29 protein-coding genes and 1 pseudogene are annotated in these 23,027 nt (G+C 62.1%); 12 read left to right on the forward strand and 18 right to left on the reverse strand.

Annotated elements, in window-relative coordinates; translation table 11 throughout:
- Window positions 1–23 precede the first annotated feature (23 nt).
- The 11 genes from HMPREF3115_RS18585 to HMPREF3115_RS31645 form a co-directional block, all read right to left on the reverse strand.
- Entirely contained in the window at window positions 24–704 is a 681-nt protein-coding gene (locus HMPREF3115_RS18585) for a phage baseplate assembly protein V (RefSeq protein ID WP_006411288.1), read from the reverse strand.
- Entirely contained in the window at window positions 701–1,228 is a 528-nt protein-coding gene (locus tag HMPREF3115_RS18590; protein ID WP_006414286.1) for a hypothetical protein, read from the reverse strand. The genes HMPREF3115_RS18585 and HMPREF3115_RS18590 overlap by 4 nt, the downstream gene beginning before the upstream one ends.
- Window positions 1,221–1,748, reverse strand: a complete 528-nt coding sequence (locus HMPREF3115_RS18595) for a phage tail protein (protein WP_006414272.1) — start codon at window positions 1,746–1,748, stop codon at window positions 1,221–1,223. The genes HMPREF3115_RS18590 and HMPREF3115_RS18595 overlap by 8 nt, the downstream gene beginning before the upstream one ends.
- A gap of 5 nt (window positions 1,749–1,753) precedes the next feature.
- Window positions 1,754–2,044: a head-tail joining protein gene (locus HMPREF3115_RS18600; RefSeq protein WP_006411281.1), complete on the reverse strand. Its 291-nt coding sequence runs from the start codon at window positions 2,042–2,044 to the stop codon at window positions 1,754–1,756.
- 1 nt (window position 2,045) lies between these two features.
- On the reverse strand, window positions 2,046–3,041 hold the full coding sequence (locus HMPREF3115_RS18605; protein WP_006414277.1) for a major capsid protein: 996 nt from the start codon (window positions 3,039–3,041) through the stop codon (window positions 2,046–2,048).
- A gap of 72 nt (window positions 3,042–3,113) precedes the next feature.
- Window positions 3,114–3,458 carry a head decoration protein gene (locus HMPREF3115_RS18610; RefSeq protein WP_006411289.1) on the reverse strand — a complete coding sequence of 115 codons (345 nt, stop codon included), beginning with the start codon at window positions 3,456–3,458 and terminating at the stop codon, window positions 3,114–3,116.
- 29 nt (window positions 3,459–3,487) lie between these two features.
- Window positions 3,488–4,555, reverse strand: a complete 1,068-nt coding sequence (locus HMPREF3115_RS18615) for a head maturation protease, ClpP-related (protein ID WP_006414241.1) — start codon at window positions 4,553–4,555, stop codon at window positions 3,488–3,490.
- Window positions 4,552–6,042: a phage portal protein gene (locus tag HMPREF3115_RS18620; protein ID WP_006414278.1), complete on the reverse strand. Its 1,491-nt coding sequence runs from the start codon at window positions 6,040–6,042 to the stop codon at window positions 4,552–4,554. Before HMPREF3115_RS18620 ends, HMPREF3115_RS18615 begins: the two co-directional genes overlap by 4 nt.
- Window positions 6,039–6,245 carry a phage head-tail joining protein gene (locus HMPREF3115_RS18625; RefSeq protein WP_006412163.1) on the reverse strand — a complete coding sequence of 69 codons (207 nt, stop codon included), beginning with the start codon at window positions 6,243–6,245 and terminating at the stop codon, window positions 6,039–6,041. The genes HMPREF3115_RS18620 and HMPREF3115_RS18625 overlap by 4 nt, the downstream gene beginning before the upstream one ends.
- A gap of 9 nt (window positions 6,246–6,254) precedes the next feature.
- Window positions 6,255–8,300: a phage terminase large subunit family protein gene (locus HMPREF3115_RS18630; protein WP_371089501.1), complete on the reverse strand. Its 2,046-nt coding sequence runs from the start codon at window positions 8,298–8,300 to the stop codon at window positions 6,255–6,257.
- Window positions 8,206–8,775, reverse strand: a complete 570-nt coding sequence (locus HMPREF3115_RS31645) for a hypothetical protein (protein WP_006409013.1) — start codon at window positions 8,773–8,775, stop codon at window positions 8,206–8,208. The genes HMPREF3115_RS18630 and HMPREF3115_RS31645 overlap by 95 nt, the downstream gene beginning before the upstream one ends.
- 425 nt (window positions 8,776–9,200) lie before the next feature.
- On the opposite strand from HMPREF3115_RS31645, the gene HMPREF3115_RS18645 reads away from it, so the two are divergent.
- Both HMPREF3115_RS18645 and HMPREF3115_RS31010 read left to right on the forward strand, forming a co-directional pair.
- Window positions 9,201–9,509 (forward strand): hypothetical protein, encoded by a 309-nt coding sequence (locus tag HMPREF3115_RS18645; RefSeq protein ID WP_043281022.1) that lies wholly within the window; start codon window positions 9,201–9,203, stop codon window positions 9,507–9,509.
- Between the two features lie 235 nt (window positions 9,510–9,744).
- Entirely contained in the window at window positions 9,745–10,083 is a 339-nt protein-coding gene (locus HMPREF3115_RS31010) for a hypothetical protein (RefSeq protein WP_141751698.1), read from the forward strand.
- Window positions 10,084–10,274: 191 nt separating this feature from the next.
- On the opposite strand, the gene HMPREF3115_RS18650 is transcribed toward HMPREF3115_RS31010, so the two are convergent.
- The 3 genes from HMPREF3115_RS18650 to HMPREF3115_RS18660 all read right to left on the reverse strand — a co-directional run bounded on the left by HMPREF3115_RS18650 (window position 10,275) and on the right by HMPREF3115_RS18660 (window position 14,189).
- Entirely contained in the window at window positions 10,275–10,862 is a 588-nt protein-coding gene (locus tag HMPREF3115_RS18650) for a hypothetical protein (protein WP_006414260.1), read from the reverse strand.
- Between the two features lie 215 nt (window positions 10,863–11,077).
- Window positions 11,078–13,573, reverse strand: a complete 2,496-nt coding sequence (locus tag HMPREF3115_RS18655; protein ID WP_006414288.1) for a virulence-associated E family protein — start codon at window positions 13,571–13,573, stop codon at window positions 11,078–11,080.
- Between the two features lie 142 nt (window positions 13,574–13,715).
- The gene (locus tag HMPREF3115_RS18660; protein WP_125902534.1) at window positions 13,716–14,189 is read right to left on the reverse strand and encodes a hypothetical protein; all 474 of its coding nucleotides are present in this window, start codon (window positions 14,187–14,189) and stop codon (window positions 13,716–13,718) included.
- Between the two features lies 1 nt (window position 14,190).
- Between HMPREF3115_RS18660 and HMPREF3115_RS18665 the strand changes: the two genes are divergently transcribed.
- Window positions 14,191–14,631: a hypothetical protein gene (locus HMPREF3115_RS18665; protein WP_043281031.1), complete on the forward strand. Its 441-nt coding sequence runs from the start codon at window positions 14,191–14,193 to the stop codon at window positions 14,629–14,631.
- A gap of 33 nt (window positions 14,632–14,664) precedes the next feature.
- On the opposite strand, the gene HMPREF3115_RS18670 is transcribed toward HMPREF3115_RS18665, so the two are convergent.
- Both HMPREF3115_RS18670 and HMPREF3115_RS18675 read right to left on the reverse strand, forming a co-directional pair.
- Window positions 14,665–15,048 (reverse strand): hypothetical protein, encoded by a 384-nt coding sequence (locus HMPREF3115_RS18670; protein WP_043281032.1) that lies wholly within the window; start codon window positions 15,046–15,048, stop codon window positions 14,665–14,667.
- A gap of 1 nt (window position 15,049) precedes the next feature.
- A complete protein-coding gene (locus HMPREF3115_RS18675; protein ID WP_043281023.1) occupies window positions 15,050–15,577 on the reverse strand; it encodes a phage regulatory CII family protein in 528 nt (175 codons plus the stop codon).
- Between the two features lie 141 nt (window positions 15,578–15,718).
- On the opposite strand from HMPREF3115_RS18675, the gene HMPREF3115_RS29615 reads away from it, so the two are divergent.
- From HMPREF3115_RS29615 to HMPREF3115_RS29630, 9 genes and pseudogenes are all read left to right on the forward strand, one after another.
- On the forward strand, window positions 15,719–15,979 hold the full coding sequence (locus tag HMPREF3115_RS29615; RefSeq protein WP_196775705.1) for a coiled-coil domain-containing protein: 261 nt from the start codon (window positions 15,719–15,721) through the stop codon (window positions 15,977–15,979).
- 724 nt (window positions 15,980–16,703) lie between these two features.
- On the forward strand, window positions 16,704–17,099 hold the full coding sequence (locus tag HMPREF3115_RS18680; RefSeq protein WP_233620176.1) for a helix-turn-helix domain-containing protein: 396 nt from the start codon (window positions 16,704–16,706) through the stop codon (window positions 17,097–17,099).
- A gap of 443 nt (window positions 17,100–17,542) precedes the next feature.
- A complete protein-coding gene (locus HMPREF3115_RS18685; RefSeq protein ID WP_070555582.1) occupies window positions 17,543–17,761 on the forward strand; it encodes a hypothetical protein in 219 nt (72 codons plus the stop codon).
- A gap of 50 nt (window positions 17,762–17,811) precedes the next feature.
- Window positions 17,812–18,174 carry a hypothetical protein gene (locus HMPREF3115_RS18690; protein WP_043281024.1) on the forward strand — a complete coding sequence of 121 codons (363 nt, stop codon included), beginning with the start codon at window positions 17,812–17,814 and terminating at the stop codon, window positions 18,172–18,174.
- Window positions 18,171–18,770, forward strand: coding sequence for a hypothetical protein (locus tag HMPREF3115_RS18695; RefSeq protein ID WP_006414275.1), 600 nt, complete (start codon window positions 18,171–18,173; stop codon window positions 18,768–18,770). Before HMPREF3115_RS18690 ends, HMPREF3115_RS18695 begins: the two co-directional genes overlap by 4 nt.
- Window positions 18,770–19,720: pseudogene (locus HMPREF3115_RS18700) on the forward strand (ParB/RepB/Spo0J family partition protein); the annotation flags it as partial. The gene HMPREF3115_RS18695 and the pseudogene HMPREF3115_RS18700, both read left to right, overlap by 1 nt.
- A 77-nt stretch (window positions 19,721–19,797) precedes the next feature.
- Complete coding sequence (locus tag HMPREF3115_RS18705; RefSeq protein ID WP_233620177.1) at window positions 19,798–20,217, forward strand: hypothetical protein; 420 nt, start codon at window positions 19,798–19,800, stop codon at window positions 20,215–20,217.
- Window positions 20,217–20,501 (forward strand): hypothetical protein, encoded by a 285-nt coding sequence (locus tag HMPREF3115_RS29625; protein ID WP_141751699.1) that lies wholly within the window; start codon window positions 20,217–20,219, stop codon window positions 20,499–20,501. The genes HMPREF3115_RS18705 and HMPREF3115_RS29625 overlap by 1 nt, the downstream gene beginning before the upstream one ends.
- A gap of 110 nt (window positions 20,502–20,611) precedes the next feature.
- Window positions 20,612–20,854, forward strand: coding sequence for a helix-turn-helix transcriptional regulator (locus HMPREF3115_RS29630; protein WP_080594108.1), 243 nt, complete (start codon window positions 20,612–20,614; stop codon window positions 20,852–20,854).
- A gap of 242 nt (window positions 20,855–21,096) precedes the next feature.
- On the opposite strand, the gene HMPREF3115_RS29635 is transcribed toward HMPREF3115_RS29630, so the two are convergent.
- The gene (locus HMPREF3115_RS29635; protein WP_080594104.1) at window positions 21,097–22,098 is read right to left on the reverse strand and encodes a reverse transcriptase family protein; all 1,002 of its coding nucleotides are present in this window, start codon (window positions 22,096–22,098) and stop codon (window positions 21,097–21,099) included.
- A complete protein-coding gene (locus tag HMPREF3115_RS18720; protein WP_043281026.1) occupies window positions 22,049–22,381 on the reverse strand; it encodes a helix-turn-helix domain-containing protein in 333 nt (110 codons plus the stop codon). Before HMPREF3115_RS18720 ends, HMPREF3115_RS29635 begins: the two co-directional genes overlap by 50 nt.
- Window positions 22,382–23,027 lie beyond the last annotated feature (646 nt).

Genomic DNA, 23,027 nt, shown 5'->3' on the forward strand with positions numbered 1-23,027 from the left:
TCAGGAACGACAGGAGCACGGTATCAGACCGGCACGGACACCAGTTCGCCGTCCCCCTGCTCTCTATGCTTATGCGCAAGGAAGGACTTGCCCGCGATCTCGACGTCGCCGGAATAATGCGCCTCGCCCTCCACGCGAACTGCCGGACCACCATCGCCGCCGCCCTTGCCCTGCATGCCACCGTTGAAAGTGAGCAGTTTCTCGGTCGTCGTGTTGCCAGTGAAGGTCGAGTCCGGCACGTCACCGAGGAATTGCTTCGTGCGCAACGTGACGCCATCCGCGCGCAGCTCCAGCTCGGTGCCACCGATGCGAAACACGATGCGCCCGCCTGCCGGCACGTCGACGCGGTATTCGTGCTTCTCATGGTCGTAGACTTCCGACGCGCCATCCGGGTAGTCCCATGCCGTCTCGGACGGACTGGACCGTGCCGAACCGCCATGCTGATCGGAGTAATAGCCCGGAGCGGCGTACGCGCCGGCCAGCTCCCCGGACGGTGCAAACATCGACGCCTGCTCGCCGACGGACGGCGGACGCCAGAAGCGAACGATGCCGGCCGCGGCGGTCTTCCACGGCATCCAGTCGCTCACCCAATCGCCGATACGTACGCGGCACAGCGGGGGCTGATACGAGACCTGCTCGACCGTCCCGTGCTGCACCATGCAAGCCATGCGGCGGTCGATCTCGCCCAGCTCGTAATCGCTCATGGCGCACCACCTCCATCGTCGGCCGGATTCCAGTACTGGCCTTCGTTGCCGCTGCCCGTGTCCGGATCGACGCCCCACAGAATCGCGGGGCCGTCCGGAATGTCGCCCATATCCATGCCAAGGCCGAATTCGTGCGTCCATTCGACCAGCCACACGCAATACGTGTCGAGCTGCGGCCGGAACGGATCCTCGGCGACCTGCACGACCTTGCCCGGCGTAATGGGCAGCTCCCACGTGTTCCCATGCACGACCATCGCAACGCGCGCTGCCACCTCGCGCACGTCGAGCTCCGCGCCTTCGGCGATTGGATCGAACACGACGCGGGCCTGCATGCGCGCGATCAGCGGCACGTCGCCCGTCCCGTCGTCGTGGCCGGGCTCGAATTCGCTCAGTTCGATGGCAATCAGCGGCGTGTCGATCTTCTGACCGAGACGCGGGTACGCCTCGATTCGTTTCATCGCGGGCAGCTTCTCGCGCATGCCGCGCTCGATCGCATCGTGTAGCACTTTCAGGTTCTCAAGCACGGCGCATCACCTTCTGCAGTTCGTAGTTCACTTCCTGACGGAGAATCACCATCAGCCGGGCCTCGCATGCCTTGGCCGCACGTCGGAACGCGGGGTCGCCCGACTGCTGCCACGAAACCGTGATCAGCCGGTACGGCATCCGCTCCTTGCCGACACGCTCGTATATCGGGCCATCCGGCTTTCGCTTCGTTTGCCGCCACGCACCTACGAACGACTGGCGGCCGACACGCATGCCCTTGCGCGTTTTCGTTGCCTTTCCGAGCCGATGCGCTTCGATCGGGTTCAAACCGAGCCACACCTTGCCGGTATCGGCCGAGCGGAGAAAGAAGTAGAGGCGGCTACGGATCACCTTCTGCGGGATCTTCGTCGCCGCCCCGACTTCCTTGGCGGTCTGGCTCTTGATCCAGCCCGCCGTCTTGCGCAACGTCCGTCGCCACGCACCCTGCATCGCGGACGGCGACAACCCTTGCAGCACGGCCATCGCCTCTTTGATATCGATTTCGATCTTCAGATCGTCCATATCGCCTACTGGAGAATGAGGACCGTCCAGCCGGTGCCGTCCGGATGCGCCTCAAGCACGCGGTAACGCTCGCCGCTTGCGATCAGGATGCTGCCCTGACGGACCGTAGTGGCATCGCGGTCGCGCAGATGAAACACCGGTGCGACGAGCTGCGTGCGCTGGCTGCCGAGATCCGGCCCGAGCCACGGCGACGCAAACATCCCTTCGACGGGCCGGCCATCGATCGTGATATCCGCATCGCCGAGATCGCGCAGCACCGCAGCGTCGACGTCCGAGATCAGATCCCGGAATGCCACGTCACGCCTTCAGCTTGATCAGCGCCTTCGGGCGCGTGCACAGATGGATCGGGTTCGATTGCGCCTCGATCTCGACGCCCTTGCCGAAGTCCATCAGCTCCTGCTTCGCGTAGTACGGAAGACCCGTCGTGTTCACCGCTTCGACATAGTCGGCCGGCGCGAAGCGCGTGATGAACAACTCGGGCACGCCTTCCGGCACTGCGTACGCTTCGTCGTCCGCAACGTAGCCGACGTCGCCGACGCGGCCGCGATACCGCTCGAAGGTGCAGCCGCCGAAGTCGAACGCGTCGCGCGCATCGCCACGCAGCTGCGCGGCCATCACCGACGCGAGATACGTTTCCTTCACCGACTTCGCGACGATCAGCTTGTTCCAGAACTCGCGCCCGCACAGCACCCGCACACCCGTGTACGTCATCGCACCGAGCGCGTCCTCGATCGCGTCCTGCACCTCGACGCACTTCTGACGAATCTCGGTCGTCGCAGTGGACAGCTCGAACGGAATCACCGTTTGCTCGATGCCGAAGTACTTCAGCAGGTCGATCAGGACCGTCTTGCCGTCAGCGTCCAGCACCGCGCCCTTGATTGCGCCGATGCGGTGGAATTCGTGCGTCGCATCGAGCTGCCGACGCATCTTGGCGAGTCGGCGATTCACGACGGTTTGCAGTGCCTCCAGCTCCGTTTCGGAACCGAACGCACGCAGGTTCGCGATTTCGTCGGCCATGATCACTGCACGCTGCGGCAGGTGCACCGTATTGAACGGGATCATGCTGCGCTTGCTACCCGCGACAACAGCAGCCGGTGCACCGCGCTGGCCGGCCGCGACGAGCGACAGCGTGTCGCCGTCGCGCTCGATCTGCACCGTCGTCGTCGTGATGCCGTCCTCTTCGAACAGGCGGAGCGTACCGATACGGCCCGGCACATACGGTTGCTCGTTGATCGCAGCACTCAGGGACGACAGCGAGAAGGCGTCGTCTTGAAACAGGGCGATGTCCGCCATACAACCTCCAACATGAAGTGGATACAAAAAAGGCCACGCGTAGTGCGTGGCCCTGAATGGCGCTTACGACGGTCAGCGGACGATCACGTGCCGCTCGGCGAGATCGCTGCGGCCGGCAACGTCGAGCCCCGTCAGCAGCGCACCGGCGACCTCGGCGAGCCGCACGATGCCCGTCGCCGGGCGCGGCGCGTCGGAGGCCGGCAGCGGCGCATAGAGCACTGCCGCCGCGACTTCCGAGCCGTCGTTCGCCGCGTTGTCATACGGCGCATACTCACCGGTGCTCGTCACGCCGAGCACCTGTCCGGCCGGCAGCGCCGGCCCTGCCTTGACCACGATGCGCTCGCGCGAAATTTGCCCGTTGCCTTCCGACACGAGAAATTCGGCCGTCAGCACGCCTTGTTGCTTCACGTTCGACATGAGTTTTCCCTCCTCGGGTAACGTCAAAATTACTTGCCGCTCTTGCGAGCCGCGTAGATGGACGCCGCTCGCGGCGCGTTCGCGACCACGGTCGACTCGGCCGGTGCGACCGGTTGAGCGCGATGATTGATCCGCGTCTGCGACGCGGTCACACGCTCGAACAGCCGTGCGCGAACCTGATCGGGCGACAGGCCGTCCGCCACGAAGCCCGCTGTCAGCTCGGTCAGATTCGCCGCGAGACAGATGCCTGCAATGTCCTGCGCGTTGCGGATCGCCGCATCGACCGTCGCGCGATCGCGCAGTCCGGTCGCCAGTACGATGCCTTCGGCGCAGTGCTCGATGCGCGCGTCACGGCACGCGGCATACACGTGCGACGCAAGCGCCGTTACGTCCGGCGCCGCCTGCGGTGCCGGCGCCAGGGTCGGCTGCGGCTCAGGAACGGGCGGCGCTTCAGCATCATCGGTAAGCAGCGCACGGATCGGATCCGGCACGGCCGCGAACCGCGCGACGTGTCGCGCAGCGCCCGCATACGCCGCGATACGGATCGGCTCGGCGATCGTGTCGCAGAACCCCTGCTCCTGCGCCTGCGCGGCGGTGAGCCACGTTTCCGCGTCCATGATGGCCCGCACTTCGTCCTCGGTCCGGCCGCTGCGCTCGACGTAAGCCGCGAGCATGTTGTCCGACGTGCTGTCGAGCAGGTCCGCGAGCTTGCGCAGGTCCGCGGCCTCGCCGGCTGCGACCGTGTGCGGGTTGTGAATCATCAGCATCGCGTTCGACGGCATCACGATCTCGTCGCACGCCATCAGAATCAGCGATGCCGCCGATGCAGCGACGCCGTCGACGCGGCCCGTCACCTTGCCGGCGTGCCGACGCAGCGCGTTGTAGATCGTGAATGCGTCGAACACGTCGCCGCCCATCGAATTCACGGCCACGACGATCGACGTCGCCGTTGCGGCGACCTCATCGAGCTTCGACGCGAACAGTTCTGCGTCCGTACCCCAGAAGCCGATATCGCCGTAGATCCGGATCTCGGCCACCTGCTCGCCGGCCGCGTTCGCCTGCGCCCGGATGTCCCACCAACGCTTCTTTCCCTTCATTCGCCATCCCCATTTGAAAAACCGCCTCCACCGTCGACCGGTTCGAGCGTGTCGTACCGAAGGCCGAGCCGCAGCTCGCGCGCAAGATCGGCCGCGTTCTCGTCGTCCACCTGCTCGGGGTCGTCGCCGCGCGCGAGCACCGCGCCCGAACGGCTCGCCAGTCCGGCCCGGATCTCCATTCGCTTCGCCGTGACGTCCTGCACGGGATGGATGTACGGCCAGCCCTGCGGCACCCATCGAACCCGCAGGTAGTCGCGCCGGTTTCGGTAGTAGTCCGGCATCGGCATCGCACCCGACAACGCGCAAGCATCGACCCACCAGCGCCAGACCTTCCGGCAGAACTGGTGAATGAACACGTTCCATTGCAGCTGCTCGATCGAGCGGCGGAACTCGTTCAGGATCACGCGCAGCACGCGGTCGCTCACGTCGCGCAGGTCGCCGGTCAGCACTTCGTACGGCATGCCGACCGACGCCGCTGCGGCCATCAGTTGCTGGCGCATGAACGGGCCGTAGTCGGCACCCGCACCCGGCGGCGCAGCGAACTTCACGTCCTCGCCGGGCGCAAGCTCCTGCATGCTGCCCGGCTCGAGCGAAACGACGGGCGAGAACCCGTCGACGTCGTACTGCATGGCGCCGCCGGTCACCGGATCGCCCGGCATGCCCGGCTCGGTCGGCGGCTTCGTGATGAAGCCGGCAAAGAGGTTGCTGACCTCCTGTCGAAACAGCACCGCGTCATCGAAGTTGTCGAGTGACTTCAGCCGAAGCAGCACGGTCGACAGCTCCGGAACGCCGCGCACCTGACCGGGCCGAAGCGCGAGAAAGACGTGCGCAATCTCATCGGCCGGCACGCGCACGGTCTGCATGTTCGCGATCGATGCGCGCCCGTACTCGCCGGGATGACGCCGCAGCAGGTGATACGCGACACGTCGGCCGTCTGCGTCGAACTCGACGCCGTTGATGATCTCGCCACCGGGAACCAGCTCGTTTTTCTCCATCGGCAGCAGATCGCCTTCGAGTAGCTGGATCTGTATCGGCACCGCGAGCCCGTCGCGCGGGCTGCGCATCCGGCGACGTACCAGCACCTCGCCGTCGCTGAAAAACGACCGTGCGGCCAGCGTCTGGATGCCCGCGATGTCGAACACGTCGTCGGCGTCGATCTCGTGCCCGCTGTCCTCCCAAAGTTGCTTTTGCATCTTGCGCACTGCATCGTTCGGATGCTGCGGATGCGCTTGAATGCCCGTGCCGATCGTGTTCGAAACGAGTCGCGCGATCGCCGTCTTGGCCCACGGGTCGTTTCGGATCGCGTCGCGCGCGCGAGAACGCATGAGCGACAGGTTTTGCACGGCAGCCGTGTTCGGCCCCGCCCCTGATACTCGCCACGACTTCGCCCGCGCCCCTACGGTGCTCGCCGATTCGTATGCCGCCGCCTTCAACCGCGTCGGCACCACGAAGCCACGCCGGGCGAGCGTGGGATACGTGCGACTCATCGCACCCCCTTGCCCGCGTGCCGCAGCCGGAAGATCGTTGAGCGCCCTGCAGCGCCGCTCAGATCGCGAATGATCTCGGTGCGCGCTTCGCGCAGCTCGGCGATCGAGCGATATTTCACTCGTCGATCCGCGTACTGGACTTCCAGCTCGCCTTTAGCGATCGCCGACTGGATACGCTCCAGATCCTGCTTTGTGTATGCCATGAACACCTCCTAGCGTCGCGACAGGTAGCTCGACCGCCCGACTCGACGCCCCTGAATGCGCGAAACCCCGCTCGGTGGCGGGGTTTCGGTGGGTTTTGCAGCTTGCGGCGCGAGCCGCGGGTTCTCGACGGCAACCGGTTCGGCCGGCGGATCGGGCAACGGCTCAACCGGTAGCACCGAAGGCAACGTTTCCAACACGGGAACCGCGTCGAACAACGAAACCTGAGAGACACGGTGCTGTTCCAGTTGCCAGTGCTCCTCCTTCATCAGATGAACCTTGACGCTGCGAGCCGCATGGAGCGCGTAGCCTTCGCAGTCCAGCGCCTCGTTTCTCGCACCGGCCTTCTTTTGCCACACGCGCTTGCCGCCGCGCGGCCCCGGCACCTTCACCTCGGCCGTGAGCTGCGACAGGTAGTCGCCGCGTACGTCGCGATACCAGTGCATGCGGCCCGGCCCGTCGCCTTCGAGCTTCAGCCGGTTTTCCAGAATCAGATCCTTCGCGCGGCTCACGCCGACCATGTACGGGCGCAGACCGTACTTCGCGGCCTTGCTGTTGTTCCGGGTCGAATCGATCGATGCCTTCGGCACGCTGAAGATCTCCGCGTCCGGGTTGCTGCTGCCCTTGACCGCCATCACGTGATGCCCGGCCTGTTGCGCCGCGCGCACGTACTTGTAGACGGCGTCCGACGTGGAGCCGTCCGACGAGTCGATCGACGTCGCGCGCACGCGCAGCAGCCAGCCGTTTTCATGCCGGTAGCCGTGCGTCAGAAGCGTCGTGAGCGCACCCCATACGCCGCCGACGAGCGGATCCTGCTGTTGCTCGAGCACGTTGCCGTGGATCTCGCCCCACGCGACGAGCCAGCTTTCCTCGCCGCGCCCCCATGCGCGAAGGATGATCGCCAGACGGTCGTGCTGCACGTCGACGCCGAGCGTCAGCAGCAGGCCGCCGGCCGGCACTGTCAGTTCGTCGTACGGCAGCGCCCGTTCGGCGAGCACATCGAGCTCGGGCAGGTCGCTCTTGTACTTGTACGGCCGGCCCTGCGAGTTGTTCACGAACGAGCGCATTTTCGTGTCGTCGCCCTCGCGCAGCGCCTTCTCGGCCGTCAGCCACTTCTTGACCAGTTCGGCCATGTTGGAGCCGGGAAACGGCGACACCAGCTCGTTGATACGAAAGCCGGCGACACCGTGAAACGGCGCAGTGGCGACCCACCGCCCGCGGCGTACCGCACGAATGCGTGCCGCGTCGTCCCACAACGAACCACAATGCGGACAGGTATAGCGGGCCGACTCCGGCCGAGCGCGGCCGTACACCTCGTGCACGACATCCGCGTCCTCGCTCCACGTGACGTTTTCCCATGCAAGTTCGTGCTCTTCGTCGCAGTCGGGACACGGCACCAGATACACGCGCTGATCGGACGCCGCGTATGCCTGCTGGATCCGCGACAGGCCGTCGACAGTCGGCGTACCGCCCAAGATCATCTTGCGGCGCCGGGCCGAATAGCTCTTGTTCCGCTCCTCGAGCAGCGTGATCGAGTCGCCCTGCTCGCGCACGTTCGTGTTCGCGTCGTCCGGCTCTTCGACGGCCACGACCGGGGCCGGCGTCGACTTCACTTCGTCCGGCGCATTCGACGTGATGAACTTCAGGAAGCCACGGGCGAACGTCTTGTGATCCCACAGGTTGTTTTTATCCCGCGCCGAATGCACCGGCAGTTTGGCCGAAAGCCGAGGCGTCACCTCGACCATCGGTTCGAACTTTTCGAGGTTGAACTTCTTCGCCGTCTTCTCTTTCGGGAACATCACGATCATCGGACACGGATCGACGTCGATCCGCTTGCCGATGTAGTTCAGCAGGACGCCGTCCGTCCACGCGACCTGCGCCGATTTCATGCACACAACCTTCCGCACGTTCGGATCGTCCAGCGCGTCGTGCATGCCAAACACCCACGGCGTGATGGCCGGGTTATAGCGCCCCGGCGTAGCGGTCGCTTTCGCGCTCATCCTCCGATGCTTGCGCGCCCATTCGGTCGTCCCGATCCGCTCCGGTGGACGCAGCATCTTCGCGATCCGGCGAATCACTGCGTGCACCGTCTGGGTCGTATTCAGAAAGCTGCTCAAGGCATCCATAGATATGCTCGTTCAACCATTCGACGTCGACGTGGACGCCGTATAGCGCGTGCAGCTCCTGCACCAGCTTGTCGGCGAGCGACAGCAGTTCCGTTTGAAAAGCGCCGACCATCAGGCCGTATGCCTGTTCCAGCTGCGCCGCGTTGACGAGCTGCCCTTTCTTCTCGGCCAGCGTCAGCAATTTGATCTCGCGGTCGACGCGCTCCGTCATCGCGCGCTCGGCGACGAGATCGATGCCGGTCTCGCTCGCGCGGCCGGCAGCGACTTCGCGCAAGTGCCGGATATACGCGACGCGAATCTCGTCCATCGACGCGGTCTTGTAATCGAGCCGAGCCTTGTCGACAAACCGTGAAACGGCCGACTGATCAAGATCAAGATGCTCGGCGATCTGCTGTTGAGTCGGCATGAATATGACCCCCTAGGGAGACTCGCCAGTAGAGAAAAAACGCGGGTGCGAGCCCCCGCGTATGGCGATGCCCAGCGGGTCCCCGCCTGCTCAAAAAGTAGGCAGACCCGCACCGATCGCGACATCGGCGGTCCCACCGTCGCCTGCTCGGTCCATCGCCCACACGATACGGTCGAGCGCGTCGTCGAACACGAAGCACCGCGCGGTAACGCGCCCCATGCTTCGATCTTCATCCCACGTCGACCAGACCTCGCTCGGCCCGGCGCTCGTCGACTCGATTCGCATTTCAGCGCCCCAATACAAAAAGCCCTGAGAGCGTTCGCACTCAGGGCTTCATATCTCTGTACAGCCGGTCACTGAGTACGCTGGCCGCGGCGTGTCACAATTGCACGCTCGGGGCCAAACAAACCAACACCGGAGCAATAATGGATAAGCCGGAAATTGAACAACTTCAGGCCGAGGTACAGCGACTTCGTGCCGAGGTACAGCTATTGATCAAAGGCACGCAGCTTCGCGACGCAACTGCAGCTGCCAACACCTCGATCCTGCAAGCCCTCGCTAATTTGACGATGTTGTCGCCGAATACTTGGGAGCCGCTGGCCGCAGCGCTCCGCTCAGCGTACGAGATACGACGCGACCAGCCCGGCGTCACCGCCCTCTATCGAGAGCAGTTCCAAGCAGCATTTAAGGCAACGCTGCCCGATCATTTAAAGCCGCTCGTGCTGAAAGACTAACCATTTCGGTCACCGCCACTTCGTTCAATGCGTCTGCTACCAGCCCCGAGCAGACGCGTGTCTGGATCGCGCAGGAAATTCGATCAGCGAATCCACTGCATGTGCTCAGCGCTGCGGATAACGCCTGTAGCGTATCCCCTCCGGCAGCGCCACTCGCCTTCGATCGTGGTACGCGGTCACGGCTCTCGATAAGCTCGTCGCCGATCCCATACAAGCGTCGCGCAAGATCCGCGTCGTGGACAGCAACAACCAAGCCTTCCGAGCGCAGCCACGACTCGAAGTCGCACCATTCACGCCACTTGCCGTACAGCCGGCCGTTATAAGCAACAACCACGCCCTCTGGCGCTTCAGTCAACAGAACCGGTCGAGCGACAAATCTCTGGCGCGCATCGCCCTGCCGCTCGTCATCCGCATCCATATGCCACGCAATCACGTCACCACAATAGTGCGCGTGACGCCGGCCGTCAGCCTGAATAATTCCCCACGCCATATAGCCTCGTTGCGCGGCGACAAATCGATCGTTTCTCATCAGACACCTCAACAGGCACGCATGCCCCAAAAGCAAAAGCCCTGAGGGCTTTCGCACTCAGGGCTTTGGAATTCGTTTCGTGAGGGCGAACGCCCCCACACGACCTAACGGGCTCCGCTATGTGTTCTTATGTCCCGAGAGGTTTGCACGACTAACGCGCGGTGCCAGCGAACATCCAGTGATGCGGTAAAGGATGTGCGAAGTTTACGCGATCCGCTCTTGGAATGGAAGACGTTTCATTCTCGCAATTGCCGGCGCATTGTGTCGTACACCGATCCATTCACGCTATCGAGCAGCGCGAGCATGTCGTGAAAGCGACGCGTCCAGTGTCGTCGGTAGTCGACAAGCGGGATACCGAGCGCGTGCGCGCGTGCCGCCTCATCGATCGGACGCTTGCCTGACCCGGAGCAATCGGGGCAGATATACCGACCGCCCCGGCGCACCACGCCGCGCCCCTCGCACTGCACGCACTGATCATTGACCCATTCATCGAGCAACCGCAGCGCAAATCGCTCGACGATGTCGGCCCTCGCACGCTCTACCTCGTGTCCCGAGCGCTGCTCGCGACGATCGTCTCGATTCAAACCGGTGAAGCGGTTGCGCTTGAACCGGCCAGACGTGCGAATCATTTGCGCCAACAGCAGCGTTGCTCGACGCACGGTCTCGCGCCTGACCTCCTGCCCCGCCTTGATCCGAACGAGCAGCCGACCGAGATCGTTCGCAAAGGCGAGTGCGCCCAAAGTAACTTTCGGATCGGCAATCGGGTCGGTGAACTGACCACGAACGCTCATCGCGACACCCGCTCGCTCCATCAAATCGATCATTCTCTTCTCCTTACCGTCCTAACGTCCCAATGTCCCAATGAAAAAGCCTTGCAGGGGCGCGCGCCCGCGCGACATGCGTCGCCTACGTCGCGCACGTCGCATGCACACACGCGCGCACGGAGCGGGCTTTGGGACGTCGGGACATTGGGACGTCCACAGCGCGCCAAGGCTGGCGCAGCAGCGCGCCGAACACACCGACTCCGCGCGCCACAACATCAAAGCGGACTGTCGTCATCGCCTGCGGCCACTGTTTCAGGGATGCGCTCCGGTTCGTGCTCGTCGCGCACATAGAACCACCCACGCGACCCGGTCGATTCGCGCTTGCGAACCCAACCGAGCGACTTCAATGCCTTGCCGATGCGTCGCTGCTCGGGCAACGTCCACTTAGACGAATCGAGCTTCAGCACGTCGCGCAGAATCTCCTCCATCGTCGTGCGATGCGCGAACTCCAGCTGCTTGCCAATCACATCCTCGTACACGTCACCTTCGTAGCGCTCGGCCTGCTCGACTTCGAACAGCGGTCGCTCGGCCTCAGTGACGTGCCATACGACGCCCGAGCGATACAGGTGTACGGCTTCAGCCCACAGCTGATCGCGCACACGCGCGATCCCGTCGATGTCGACCAGCCCGCCGCATCGCAGCGGCCAGTAACGCCGGTTGCCCGACTCATCCTTCAGGTACGCATCGAAGTTGACCGAGCCGGCGAACACACACTGACGATGGACGTCCGTCGCGCGCTTGCCGTAGAAGTTTCGGAAGCGGTCCGTTTCGGTCGCGAAGAAGCTCTTTGCGGCCGACGAGTCGGTCTTGTTCAGCGAATCGAGTTCAGCCAGCTCGATGATCCATTTGCCAGCCATGACGGCGTACGTGTCTTTGTTGCCGATCTGGATCGGCGTATCGGTGAACCACTGCTTGCCGGCGAGAACCTTCAGGGCCGTCGATTTGCGCCAACCCTGCCGGCCTTCGAGGATCAGCACGTTGTCGACCTTGCAGCCCGGCTCCATGACACGCGCGACGGCCGCGATCATCCATTTCATGAACGCCAGCTGGACGTACTCGCTATCCTCGACGTGGAGGTACGTCGCGGGCATCTGACGCACGCGCTCCACACCATCCCACACGAGACCATTCAGGTACTCGCGCACGTCATGGAAATGCGTCGAATCGGCGACCAACAGCACTGCGCTCATGACGATGTCCGGTCGCACCGATATGCCGTATTTCTGCGACAACCAGAGCGTGCAGCGGTAGTCGTCCATGTCCGTCCACTCGCCGGTGGCCCCCTGCGGAAACGGCGGCGCTTTACGCTTTACGACGCGGCCCGCGAAGTCGTCGTGCGCAATGACGCCCTGCCATGCCTTGTGGTTCGACAGAATGAGGTGCACGTTCCCCAATGTAGGCAGCAGCGTGCCCTTTTCCGAGCGGGCAAGATCCCGCTCCCACGTATATGCGCCGTTCTCCGTTTCACGACCGTCCCATTCGCTCTGTTCGGCGGCAGCGGACGTCGCGGCCGACGCAGGCGCTGCGGGCGCATCCATAACGACCGGCCGGATCTCATCGCTCGCTGGCGCGAGAACGGACAGGATCGCGGACTGGATCTGTCGAGCAACGGCGCCGGTGCCCTCCTCGACGTGCAGGTCGTTGAAGTCGGTCAGCTTACGCTCGCCTCGATTCGCAAACACGGGATGGACTACGGTGACACCGTCGACGGCCGCTGCCGCTTCATGCGCACGTTTCAGGCCCGTGTTCTCGAACCGTTTGCGACGCTGCGGCAGGACGTCGTTGCCATACGTCACCTCGACGTACTCGATGCCATTCTCGTCAGCCCGCTTGTGCGCGGCGATCATGTACCACGTGTTCTTCGCTTCGATCCGAATAGGCGGCGCATCGAACGTCAACATGCCCTCGAACCCGAATTCTTCGGCGAGCCATTCGCGCATGCGCTGCTCGACCTTCCAGTCGTCATCTGCGCAAACGAGAATGTGAACGTCCGGATACGCCGCGCGCAGATGCTGCACGGCGGGCAGAATGCCGCCAGCATCGAAGCATACGGACAGCGCGAAAGCTTCACGCGTCGCCATGCGGATTGAGCGGCCAGTCGCGTAGCCTTCGGCGACCAACACCATCTTGTCGTCCGGACCGACGTCGCCTAACAGATAGGCTGCACCCTTCTTTTGCATGCCTTTGTTGAACCGCTTCGCGCCGTCCGGCGTGATCTTCTGCAGACCAACGAGACGCGCGCCATCGGCGTACTGGTACATCGGCACCAGCATCGTGCCGTCATCATCGAAGCGAACGCCTTCTGCCGTGATCTGCTTGCGCTCGAGGTATGCGGACGTACCACTCTCGGCCGCACGCTCCCACTGATCACGCGCCCGATTGGCAGCGAGCTTCGCCTGCCGCGCCTCCCGCTCGGCCTGCGCGCGCTCGGCGGCTTCCTGACGTCGACGCGTTTCCGCCAGCACCTCGCCGCTCAAAGGCGCACCGTCCCATCGGAAGCGTTCCGTACCGGGATCGTCACCCGAGAAGTGACCGTAAGTGCCGGCGTATCCGATCACGGCGCCCTTGCTGATTACCTCGCGCAGCTGGTACCAGTACTTTTTTCGCGGACCATAGCGATGATGCTTGCCATCCGCGATCGGGTGGCCAGCCGGCAATTCCGGATGCCCCGCTGCCGCGAGCTGCGCCCGGATCTGGTCTAGCGACGACATTCAGCGATTCTCCTTTCCAGTTCACGTTGATGGAGGGTCGAGCGCCATGCCTTACGGCCGGCGCTATACACATCGGTCCCGATCGTCTTGCGTTGCGGCATTGAATGCCGGCGGCGCAGGCCGCTGCTGACGCTCTGCAAAGTCACTTTGCTCCCCCGCTGCATCGGGCTCCGCAACTGCGCCTCAGCGCGTCACGACGCTTAGCTTTGATATCGAGAAGAAATTCGGCAACGCCCACCGCGACTTCGGAACTGGAGTGTCCAGCGAGATACGCTTCCGCAGCCGATCGCGCCTCGTTCTGGCCGATCTCGCCGGTAAACAGAGCCGTGCTGATATCAACGAGTGACATGCCATCACACCGCCCGAGCTCGCGGACGACGCTCTGAACCTCAGCACTACACGAATGGTGAGGACACTCCATCCTCAACGCGTCCTCGCCCCAGACGTGGACGAGGCCGAACACGTCGCGGAAAGCAGCGAGCGCTTCTGTGCGGTCCATTGTTGCGAATTGGCGACCGACACCGTTGGCCTCTAACGCCCCAAACCAACCTTTCCAGTATCCTTCTGCGACGAAAAGGAAGGTCTTTCGACTAAACCCATGATTGGAGTCGCTCATCGTGTCCTCGAACATTGAAAAATTTGACCTGCTGGTGGCCAAGCTACTGGCGAATCTCTACGAACAATTTCCCGTGGCGACAGGCGTTGTCGCCGCCGACTACGGGATCAACGCAGAGCGTTCCTTTCGTTTCGACGGCACCCCCGATCCCGACATCGAGCGTGAACTTGACTTCTTCTGCAACACACTTCGATGGCTCCAACGCGCCGGCTACATCGACTACGCGCAAGAGACAAACGGCGGTACGTTCGGTGGTGTCGTGCTCACCGCGAAGGCGCTGGAGATTCTCAAGGCCATCCCGGAATCCCTGCGGGCGGTCACGCCCCTTGGCGACTACCTCGTCGAAAGCGCGCGGAGCGGCGCAACTGACGCGCTTAAACAAGGAGTGACAGCCGCACTTTCCGCCGGTGCTGTAATGGCATGGAATGCGCTGATCAAATGACAGGGCGATTCGGTACGTCATCCGCACTTTCCTCTATTTGCCGCGAAGTCGACGCCATTCAGCGGACATACGCTCATCGAATGCGGACAGATCGGCCGCGCAAATCTGGCCGACGATCTGATCGCGGAACGCGTGGCGTTCCGGCTTGGTGGGAAGTGCGCCGCAGAAACGGGCCGCCGCCGCGATGAACACGTCAACGCGACTGACTCGCTCCGCCTCCGCAAGAAACACGGCGACGCGATCGGGAAATGTCGCCATCAGATCGCCAAGAAATCGGCCAGCGTCGTCAGGCGCAATGGCAAAGCGATGAGCAAGGCTTGCGGTCGCGCACGCGAGCTGCTGCGAGTAGCTGCAGCACAGTTCGACCTGCTCGCGCGCGACACGGCAGCACCCCATGCCGGGTTTGAATCGCTCCATGTCAGCGGCGGCGGCGCTTCGCAAGGTTGCGGGCGGCATGGATGAGGCGCTGGAACAGGCGCTGTCCCTTTCGGCCCGTCGCGATGATCTCTTCGGCCTTGCGATCATCGATCCGCTGATCTTCGAGCGCGCGCGTCACGTCGTCTGCGACGCGGCCGACGTGCGCCTGCAGATGCAGCGCCGTCGAAACCAGCCGCATTGCGCCCGGCTCCAGCGCCTCATCGGCACCGTGCTCGTCCACGTGCTCTGCGACCAATCCGAAACGGGCGTTCAGTGCATGGAGCGCATCGAGTGCGTGCGCCTTGGCCTCGGTCTTTTCCTGCATCCACTCGATCAGCAACTCGAACATTTCCATCGACAAGCGGCTATCGCCGACGCCGCGCAAGCGCAGGCGCAACGACTCTGTCGTGACGTTTTTGCCGCGTCGCACGGTGAGATAGTTGGCGGCGTCGGCAACGCCGCCGGGCGTGTTGCGAACGGACGTGTACAAGACGTCCAGCCATTCAGTGCTGTCGTATCGGCAGGTCATTTTGACGCGAACTCCAAATTGATCGGGCATTGAATCTGGCGTACGCCCTCTCCACCAACGAATCTGGCCGCGACGGAGTGATACAGTCGAGTTCCGCAAAACAAACGAACGAGGAAGCCTATGGGATTGTTGGAAGACATCATGAAGACTCTCGAACGTGTACCGGGCTGGAAACGCATTTCGGGAGCGCCGGCAGAGATCGACGCGCTCAAGGCGCGTGTTGCGGCACTCGAAGCGAAGCTCGCACCGGGCGGGCAGATGTGTCCGTTATGCAACGAGCCAGCAATGAAAGTCACTGCGTCGATTCCTCACCCGGAGTTTGACTTTGCGGGCGTGAAGCTCGACACGCTTCGTTGCTCCGCTTGTGGGCACGAAGAGACACGGCAGAGGGAACCGCGCTAGCTGCCGCCCGCCCGAGCACTTCGGCGATAGCGGACAGAACGTCCGAACCTGCATCCGCGTTATCCGTCATCCCCGCGATAACACGGATGCCCATAGGGTCGCCGCCGTCGGCAGCTTCCATCGTGATATACACGACTCCACGAACCCAGTTCATCTTGCCTCCTGTGTAGCGGTTATCAAGGCGACCGTGAAACACACAGTCTCTGTCCGGACCAAGCTCCGGTAATTCAGTAGCGGAATCTCTTCCGTGCGCGCGCACGCGTGCGCCATCGATGTATCGGCAGGTCATATGAGGCGTTTGGGATGGAGATGCTTTCATCCTGTCGGGGCGGTACGCTGGCGATTACGATTCAGCCAAGATCCATGCATCCCGTAGACTCGACTGCTACTCGAGTCCCGGCATCGGGCGTATTACGACTCTTCGGCTTTTGAATCGAGAGCCTCGAACAAGTCAGGGCGCGCCAGTCGCAAAAACAGCAGACGCGCGCGCGGGATGCCGTTTCTTCGCCATTCGGAGACAGACGGCATTCGCACTTGGCACAGTTGGGCAGTAGCGGCCGTTCCCCCAAATGCATCGATTACGGCGCACGCGTACGGGTCTAGGGGTGATGGTGTTTTCATACCGCTATGTTAGGTGCTCCTTACATCAAATGCAAGGCATTCCTTATTCGCATTGAGTTAGGCTTTCCTAATGACGACACTAGCCGAACGCTTGGAACAGGCAATGAAGATGCCGCCCGAAAAGAAGGCGGCCGACTTGGCACGCGCGTGCCGCGTCCGTGCCCCGTCAGTCAGCGACTGGCTGAGCGGCAAGACCAAAAAGATGGAGGGCGCCAATTTGCTGCTCGCGGCCGAATTCTTGAATGTCGACCCGTGGTGGCTCGCGACAGGCGAAGGACAGATGGAGCGTCGAGCGAACGCACCAGCTCCGCAGAAGCAGGAGAAGCTGGGCGCTCACGCTCAGGCCCTTGTCGATGCGCTTACCGAAGCAGATAAGGTCGGGCTTCCGTCAAGCGCTTTTGTTGCGCTACTGCAAACCCTCAAGGTGTTTGAAGACCTGCGCGGACAGCAGCCGGATGACCTTCTCGACCTGAATGGTCCTGACCCGGAAGAGGCGTGAGGTTCCAATCGAACACAGCGGCCGTGCGGTATTCGCCGACGCGGCCCGTGCGTATCCCGCGCCCCCTGATCGGGCCGCTAAGAAGCTCCACGTCCCAATCGTAATCGGCAGTGCTGTGCGGGCCCACAACCCGCACTAGCATTCCAATGCGTGACTCGTTTTGGCAACGGCTTACGATCGCCAAATCCCCCGGTCTGCAGCGCATTTCTCCTTTCGACATAGCCCCGTAGCTTTCTCCCCTCGGCAATTCTTCTGCTCGAATACTGTATAAACATACAGTATTTCGTCCGACTTATTCAAGACCTTTCAGGAACATTAGTCGTCACCGATTAGGCGGTCCTGTCATATTTTCGCGATCGAAGTTAGGAATTCCTATTGCAAAGAGTCGAAGGAATGCCCAACATTCGACTCCACTGCTGCAGTTCGCAGCGTTCGGAGAAGCTATGAAAATGTTCGATCCCCAGTCCACTGCCCGGCGCAATTGGCTTCGGGACGAGCAAGCAGCGCGCATCGCGCCGTCTGAGTCGGCACGCCAAAGCAACTTTGAGAAGTCGAAGGTCTTCCGCTGGACCGTCGTGGCGTGCCTGATATTCGTCGTCGTCAATGTGTTTCAGGACGATCCGGCCGTCGTGCCGACTACCGCGTATCAAGTCACCGTCTAATCCGCCCCGACACGCCGGGGCGGCCCGCCCCGGCGTCATGGAGACCCGCCATGTCGCGCATCAAATTCACAGCCGAACCGCCTTTTGACGTCGTGCGTCGTGACACCCTGTCCCTTCGGAGCGTAGTGCGCTACGACCGAGACGCGAAGCGCCCGACGACCCCGATCCTCGTCGGCAAATACATCGTTGCCCGTCGCCCCCTCGCAGACAGCGTCCACACGCTCTACATGATCCTCGACGGGACGGAGATAGCCGGAACTCAAATCTCGTATCCAAGCGAAGATGACTGCGCCTCGGCCATCACACGGCTGCGCGACACGAAACGCGCACTGGAGGCAGCAGCAGCGGCCGTGATCACCCGAGCGAAAAAGCCGCGGAAGCCGCGTGCGCTCACCATTCGGGAGGCCGCATGATGACGAGCACGGTCGATTCCACGCAGTGCGTGAACCCGTTCGTCGACATGACGTCCGCACAACGCGCAGACCTCACCATTCGCATCCTCGACGTGTTCAAGCGATTGAATCGCGCGATGACATCCGAGGAAGTCTGCAAGACGTACTTCCCCGACATGGCCGGTGTTGCAGCTCAGCACATCGACAAGCTTGCTCGCGGGGGACTGCTGCGCCGACAGCCGCGGCCGCACGATCTGCGCTTCGTGTACTGGCTTGCAGGATCCGATGCAGCGCCGCCTCTGCCGATTCCCTGCAAGCAGGCCGACGGCACGTACACCACCGGCGCGGACGACTCATTCCGACCGCGGCGAGCGGCGCATGCGGAGGTCGTCGCCGGGTCGATGCACACCCGCCCCGCGTTCCACCCGATCGTCACGCGCGACGGTCGCAACCACGTGTCCGTGTCGTTCCCGCACCTGTATCCGCTCGAGATCACGCCGGACACGCTGCAGGATTCCGCCGCGCACGCGTTGCGCTATCTCCGACTGTTCCGCCAGAGCATCGACCTTGAAGTCGCGCGCCTCGAATTCCTGATTCAACGTCGGAGGTGCGCATGATGGACGACCGTACGCAGCAACTCGACCTGACCGCCCCGATCCCGACCGGGAACATCAAAGCCGCCGCTGCCGCAGCCGGCGCGACGTCGGCGGACCTCTGGATGGTGCCGTACGAACAACTCCACTACGACCCGGCGGACAACATTCGCCCGGTCGATCCCGAATGGGTCGAGCACCTGACCGCGCTGATCCTCGCCAACGGATTCGACAAGGGCTCCCCGCTGCATTGCTACGCGCGAAAGGTCGACGGTAAAGACCTGCTGTTCGTGTACAAGGGCCAGCATCGCTACCTCGCGGCCGGCAAGGCAATCGAGGCCGGCGCAAACCTACACAAGATCCCTGTCGTAGTACGCGACGCGAAGACGGTCAATCGCGCCGAAATGATCATCGACGGCATCGTCAGCAACGAAGGCAAGCGGTCATCGCCGCTCGATCTGGCCGCGGCTATCGCGGAATTGCGTGACGTTCATGGCATGACCGTCGCGACGATCTGCAAGCGGCTCAACATCACAGATCAAACCGTCCGTGATGTCGCGCTGCTCGAACATGCGCCAGCGGAACTGCACCAGATGGTCCGCGACGGGACGGTCTCGGGCACGCTCGCGATCGAACAGATCCGCGACCACGGGGCAGACAAGGCGCTCGACCGGCTCCAGAAAGGCGTGGCAAAAGCTGCTGCGGCCGGCAAGACCCGCGTGACAAAGAAGCATCTCGACATGGCTCCTGCGTCCTCTACGTCTCGCGACGCAGGTGTAGCTGCGTCGACCGCAGCAGAACCCGCCGCGCGCTCGAACGCGCCCCGCAAAGTCGCTGACGGGCAGGCCAAGCAACTTTTGCAGGCGCTGCAAGCGGTCCTGCACGACGATGGATTCGGCAAGCTCTCACCTTCAACCATCGAAGCCGTCCACACAGCGCTGATGCCCGTCGCCGATTTGCTGGACGTTCGACCGATCGCCACGACGTCGGCCGCCGCGAAACGCGGGCTGCACCCCGCGACCGCATGGCCGTTTCCGACAGGAGTCGCCAATTGACCTCGCGCCCGGCCCTTTCTACCCCTCGTCCGCTGCCGCGAAAGCGGGAACACGCGAAAAAGCGCACGGCTATCGCACTGGCGAGCCTCAACGGCACTTCGTTGCAGTCGAACAACGATGGGCTGACGCCCGAAACAGCGATCCAGAAAAACGAAGCCTTGGCGGATACCCGCCAAGGCAAGCTCGCGCGGCTCGACGCGATTCGCATCGAGATCCGCGCGTTGATCACTGAGATCTCGCACGCGGCCGACGTCGAGCTACTGGACCTGATGGCCAACGAGGTCGGCTCCTTCGCCCGCCATAAAGCGGCGCAGGAAGCCCGCACTTGGGCGGCGACTGCCAGCATCACCCTCGAGACCGGGCTCATGCAGCTCGATCACGCAATACCTACCAGCTCAAAGCACGGAGGCCAATGATGGGTTCTCTAGTCAACCTTCCGGGCGTCGCCGCCGGCCGTATCGACAACGTACCCTTCTTCCAGTCTCCCGCTCATGCAATGCGCCTGCTTCGGCAACATCGCGCCTGTACCGACGCAGGCGATCACGGAGCAGTGTCGATTTGGCGGGCAGATGACGGTACGTGGAACTGCCTGTTCAGTCGACGTCACGTCGACATCGAGCATTCGACCTTCGCCTTCAAGAAGCACGTACGCGCATGGCTCGAAACGTGGCATCCCAAGATCAACGGAGACCAACGATGACTTCAAACATGATCCGCGTCGTCGCCTGTACGCGCCGCGACGGTTTCGACGTGATGTCGATCGCACTGGAACTCAACGTCGCGCGAGGGCAGTAACGCATGACCGTCGCAATGAAGCCGATCTATCTGGATATTGAATCGGTCTCCGCAGCTATCTCGCTTTCGCCCGCCGTCATTCATAAACTGGTTCGCCAAGACCAGTTTCCGAAGCCGCGGGCGCTCTCGGGTCGTCGCGTTGGATGGCTTACTCGGGAAATCGAAGAATGGGCCGAAGCTCGCACGCCCTCGGAGTTTCTGCCCCCGCCGAACTGTGGAACTGGCCGACGCAAGGCTAATGCGCATGCGCCCGAGTAAGTTGTATAGGCCGAGACCTCCCCGGTCAGTCAACGTCAGGTTAGGTCTCGGCCAATACGACCGCTCGTCGTCGATGGCGGTGATCGACCCGTTGCGGCCCATCGGGAATATCGTGCGACCATCTCGAATCACACATTAAACGGACAGTCTGACGGACTTTCTTGCGTCCGCATGGCCTCATTGATGAGCGGGTCAGCAACTTTTGGAGGTGCCAGCGCCACGCGTACGCAAGAACAAATCTGTTATCGCCTTGACGCGTAGGAGCGGCGCAGTATCTTAAGCTTTCCTCTGATCGAGTCCACCCACGGACGGAACGTTTCATCGAGGTACGCCGCCTCGCCAGCAAGGCCCATCAGTTTTTCAGTAAGCGCGATGCGTTCGACAGGATCTGTCGCGCCGTCTATGGCTGTCTCGATGCGCCGCCCCTTGAGGCGTCGCTCGTGGGGAACGCTGACCGAGCCATCTTCAACTACCACGCCAGTGACGATTCCTGCCTGGCCTGCGCAATAGAAGCGAGTCTTGTGCTCCTTGATGCGATGACCGTGTCGATGAGCAATGCGCGCAATCTCGCTTGCAAAACCACGTCGAACGTTCACACCCGAAAACGTAATGTCGTCGACGTAACATGTGAACGTGAACTTGTTCTTGACTGCTACTGCAGCCATCTCATCGAACATTGCGCGGTTGCAATGGAAAGACAAGAGAGGACTTGCAGGGCTACCCGTCGCGAGCACGCCGCGCCACGTCAGCAATTTCGCCATGAGCCTTGAAACGTCTGGCGCGCACTTCAAGTCATTGCGGAAGAAATCGAACACTCGAGATTCGCGTGTCGAAGGGTAAAAATCCGCGATATCCATCGTAAGGATAGATACGCCGCGCTCCGCATGCTCGAGCGCATTTGTTCGATACGAAACCCCCTTTACTGCCGAATGAAGATATGCGGGTACGCGAACAAATTTGAGCAACTTGGCGACTCTCTCGTGGACTTTCTTCAGTGCCGTCTTGGGCTCCTGAATGTCTCGTCGTCTCCGATGATGTCGTGCAAATGGATCGACATCTTCTTTCTGGAAGAGCTTGTAATTGTCAGTGCGTCGAGACAGTTCCAGGAGTTTGTCTAAGCTGACACCCAAGACTTTCGAGAGGCGCGCAGGCGACCCGACGCGAAACAGGTGGCTTTGATCAATGTCATAGCGCTCACTTCGACTTCTTCTTGCTAGAAGCTTCGCCGATGCGTTTACGGGCATTCTTATTCTCCACCCATTGAAGCAACGAAATCACTTGACTAGCAGCCATCTTGCGTAGCTTGTCCGTCGGTTTCGGATCGTCTAGATTTTCCGCAAAAAACATCAACGATGAAACGGGGATGCCGAACTCCGCTGAGTATTTCTGTAGCAGCTCCAAAGTAGGCTGCTTCTTGCCTGATTCGATTTCTGAGACGTACGAATTGGATACGCCGAGCTCCGTGCACAGTTGAGATTGCGAAAGGTCGTGGTACACACGGACCAGTCGAAGAGCCTCGCCTAACATGGCAGTACTCCCATAAGAGCGAGTGAAAATAAGGGGGTAAGCCCTTTACGAATGTCCTCCCAGCTTAAGCAGGTAGGCAATCAGCTTGTCTACCGCATTAAACAGGTGGTACAGCACCGTGCAGAGCCGAAGAATCACTCGGATTAGCACGATCCACTTAGAGAGCTTCGAATCGGACGGACACTGCTCTGCAGCTTGTTTCAGTTTTTGCATTTACACCTCCAAAGAATGACCTTCACTACTACGTTATGAGCACCATGCGCACAACAGTGACGGCCTCTCGCACATCTTTGGACAGCAAAAACGCGGAGTGAACAGTGCCTTGTCCCCCACCTACCTCACCGGGTTCCGTTCTCGCGGAACCCGCCTATCCCGACGCGTCCAGAAGGACATGAACGGGCAAACATTAGAGAGTTTCCTCCCCACGGGGCTCGCACCCCAACAACACGAGATAAAGTCTCCGCTAGCTGCTGTCAGGAACTATACGGCTCCTTCTCGCAAGAGTCAAATATTTTTCGCTGTCAGAGAAATTTGTTCGGGAGGATTGTCAACGTGCTGGTGGCAGCGGCATCCCGCTTATGTCTGTAGTGCCGTGCAGCATCCATTCCCATGTTACTTCTGAGGAGAGCCGGATACCCGCAGCCTT

This window comes from Burkholderia sp. HMSC10F09 (assembly GCF_001806955.1).
Classification (GTDB): Bacteria; Pseudomonadota; Gammaproteobacteria; order Burkholderiales; family Burkholderiaceae; genus Burkholderia; species Burkholderia multivorans.

Bases quoted from the DNA above. Each gene is read 5' to 3' on its own strand.
- HMPREF3115_RS18660 (WP_125902534.1), bottom strand. From the start codon at position 14,189: ATGAGCGACTCCAATCATGGGTTTAGTCGAAAGACCTTCCTTTTCGTC.
- HMPREF3115_RS18720 (WP_043281026.1), bottom strand. From the start codon at position 22,381: ATGTTAGGCGAGGCTCTTCGACTGGTCCGTGTGTACCACGACCTTTCG.
- HMPREF3115_RS29625 (WP_141751699.1), top strand. From the start codon at position 20,217: ATGGGTTCTCTAGTCAACCTTCCGGGCGTCGCCGCCGGCCGTATCGAC.
- HMPREF3115_RS29630 (WP_080594108.1), top strand. From the start codon at position 20,612: ATGAAGCCGATCTATCTGGATATTGAATCGGTCTCCGCAGCTATCTCG.
- HMPREF3115_RS18670 (WP_043281032.1), bottom strand. From the start codon at position 15,048: ATGGAGCGATTCAAACCCGGCATGGGGTGCTGCCGTGTCGCGCGCGAG.
- HMPREF3115_RS18685 (WP_070555582.1), top strand. From the start codon at position 17,543: ATGAAAATGTTCGATCCCCAGTCCACTGCCCGGCGCAATTGGCTTCGG.
- HMPREF3115_RS18610 (WP_006411289.1), bottom strand. From the start codon at position 3,458: ATGTCGAACGTGAAGCAACAAGGCGTGCTGACGGCCGAATTTCTCGTG.
- HMPREF3115_RS18625 (WP_006412163.1), bottom strand. From the start codon at position 6,245: ATGGCATACACAAAGCAGGATCTGGAGCGTATCCAGTCGGCGATCGCT.
- HMPREF3115_RS18680 (WP_233620176.1), top strand. From the start codon at position 16,704: ATGAAGATGCCGCCCGAAAAGAAGGCGGCCGACTTGGCACGCGCGTGC.
- HMPREF3115_RS18675 (WP_043281023.1), bottom strand. From the start codon at position 15,577: ATGACCTGCCGATACGACAGCACTGAATGGCTGGACGTCTTGTACACG.
- HMPREF3115_RS18650 (WP_006414260.1), bottom strand. From the start codon at position 10,862: ATGATCGATTTGATGGAGCGAGCGGGTGTCGCGATGAGCGTTCGTGGT.
- HMPREF3115_RS18630 (WP_371089501.1), bottom strand. From the start codon at position 8,300: ATGCTGCGTCCACCGGAGCGGATCGGGACGACCGAATGGGCGCGCAAG.
- HMPREF3115_RS18605 (WP_006414277.1), bottom strand. From the start codon at position 3,041: ATGGCGGACATCGCCCTGTTTCAAGACGACGCCTTCTCGCTGTCGTCC.
- HMPREF3115_RS18615 (WP_006414241.1), bottom strand. From the start codon at position 4,555: ATGAAGGGAAAGAAGCGTTGGTGGGACATCCGGGCGCAGGCGAACGCG.
- HMPREF3115_RS29615 (WP_196775705.1), top strand. From the start codon at position 15,719: ATGAAGACTCTCGAACGTGTACCGGGCTGGAAACGCATTTCGGGAGCG.
- HMPREF3115_RS18690 (WP_043281024.1), top strand. From the start codon at position 17,812: ATGTCGCGCATCAAATTCACAGCCGAACCGCCTTTTGACGTCGTGCGT.
- HMPREF3115_RS18620 (WP_006414278.1), bottom strand. From the start codon at position 6,042: ATGAGTCGCACGTATCCCACGCTCGCCCGGCGTGGCTTCGTGGTGCCG.
- HMPREF3115_RS18655 (WP_006414288.1), bottom strand. From the start codon at position 13,573: ATGTCGTCGCTAGACCAGATCCGGGCGCAGCTCGCGGCAGCGGGGCAT.
- HMPREF3115_RS29635 (WP_080594104.1), bottom strand. From the start codon at position 22,098: ATGCCCGTAAACGCATCGGCGAAGCTTCTAGCAAGAAGAAGTCGAAGT.
- HMPREF3115_RS31645 (WP_006409013.1), bottom strand. From the start codon at position 8,775: ATGCCGACTCAACAGCAGATCGCCGAGCATCTTGATCTTGATCAGTCG.
- HMPREF3115_RS18595 (WP_006414272.1), bottom strand. From the start codon at position 1,748: ATGGACGATCTGAAGATCGAAATCGATATCAAAGAGGCGATGGCCGTG.
- HMPREF3115_RS18585 (WP_006411288.1), bottom strand. From the start codon at position 704: ATGAGCGATTACGAGCTGGGCGAGATCGACCGCCGCATGGCTTGCATG.
- HMPREF3115_RS18695 (WP_006414275.1), top strand. From the start codon at position 18,171: ATGATGACGAGCACGGTCGATTCCACGCAGTGCGTGAACCCGTTCGTC.
- HMPREF3115_RS18645 (WP_043281022.1), top strand. From the start codon at position 9,201: ATGGATAAGCCGGAAATTGAACAACTTCAGGCCGAGGTACAGCGACTT.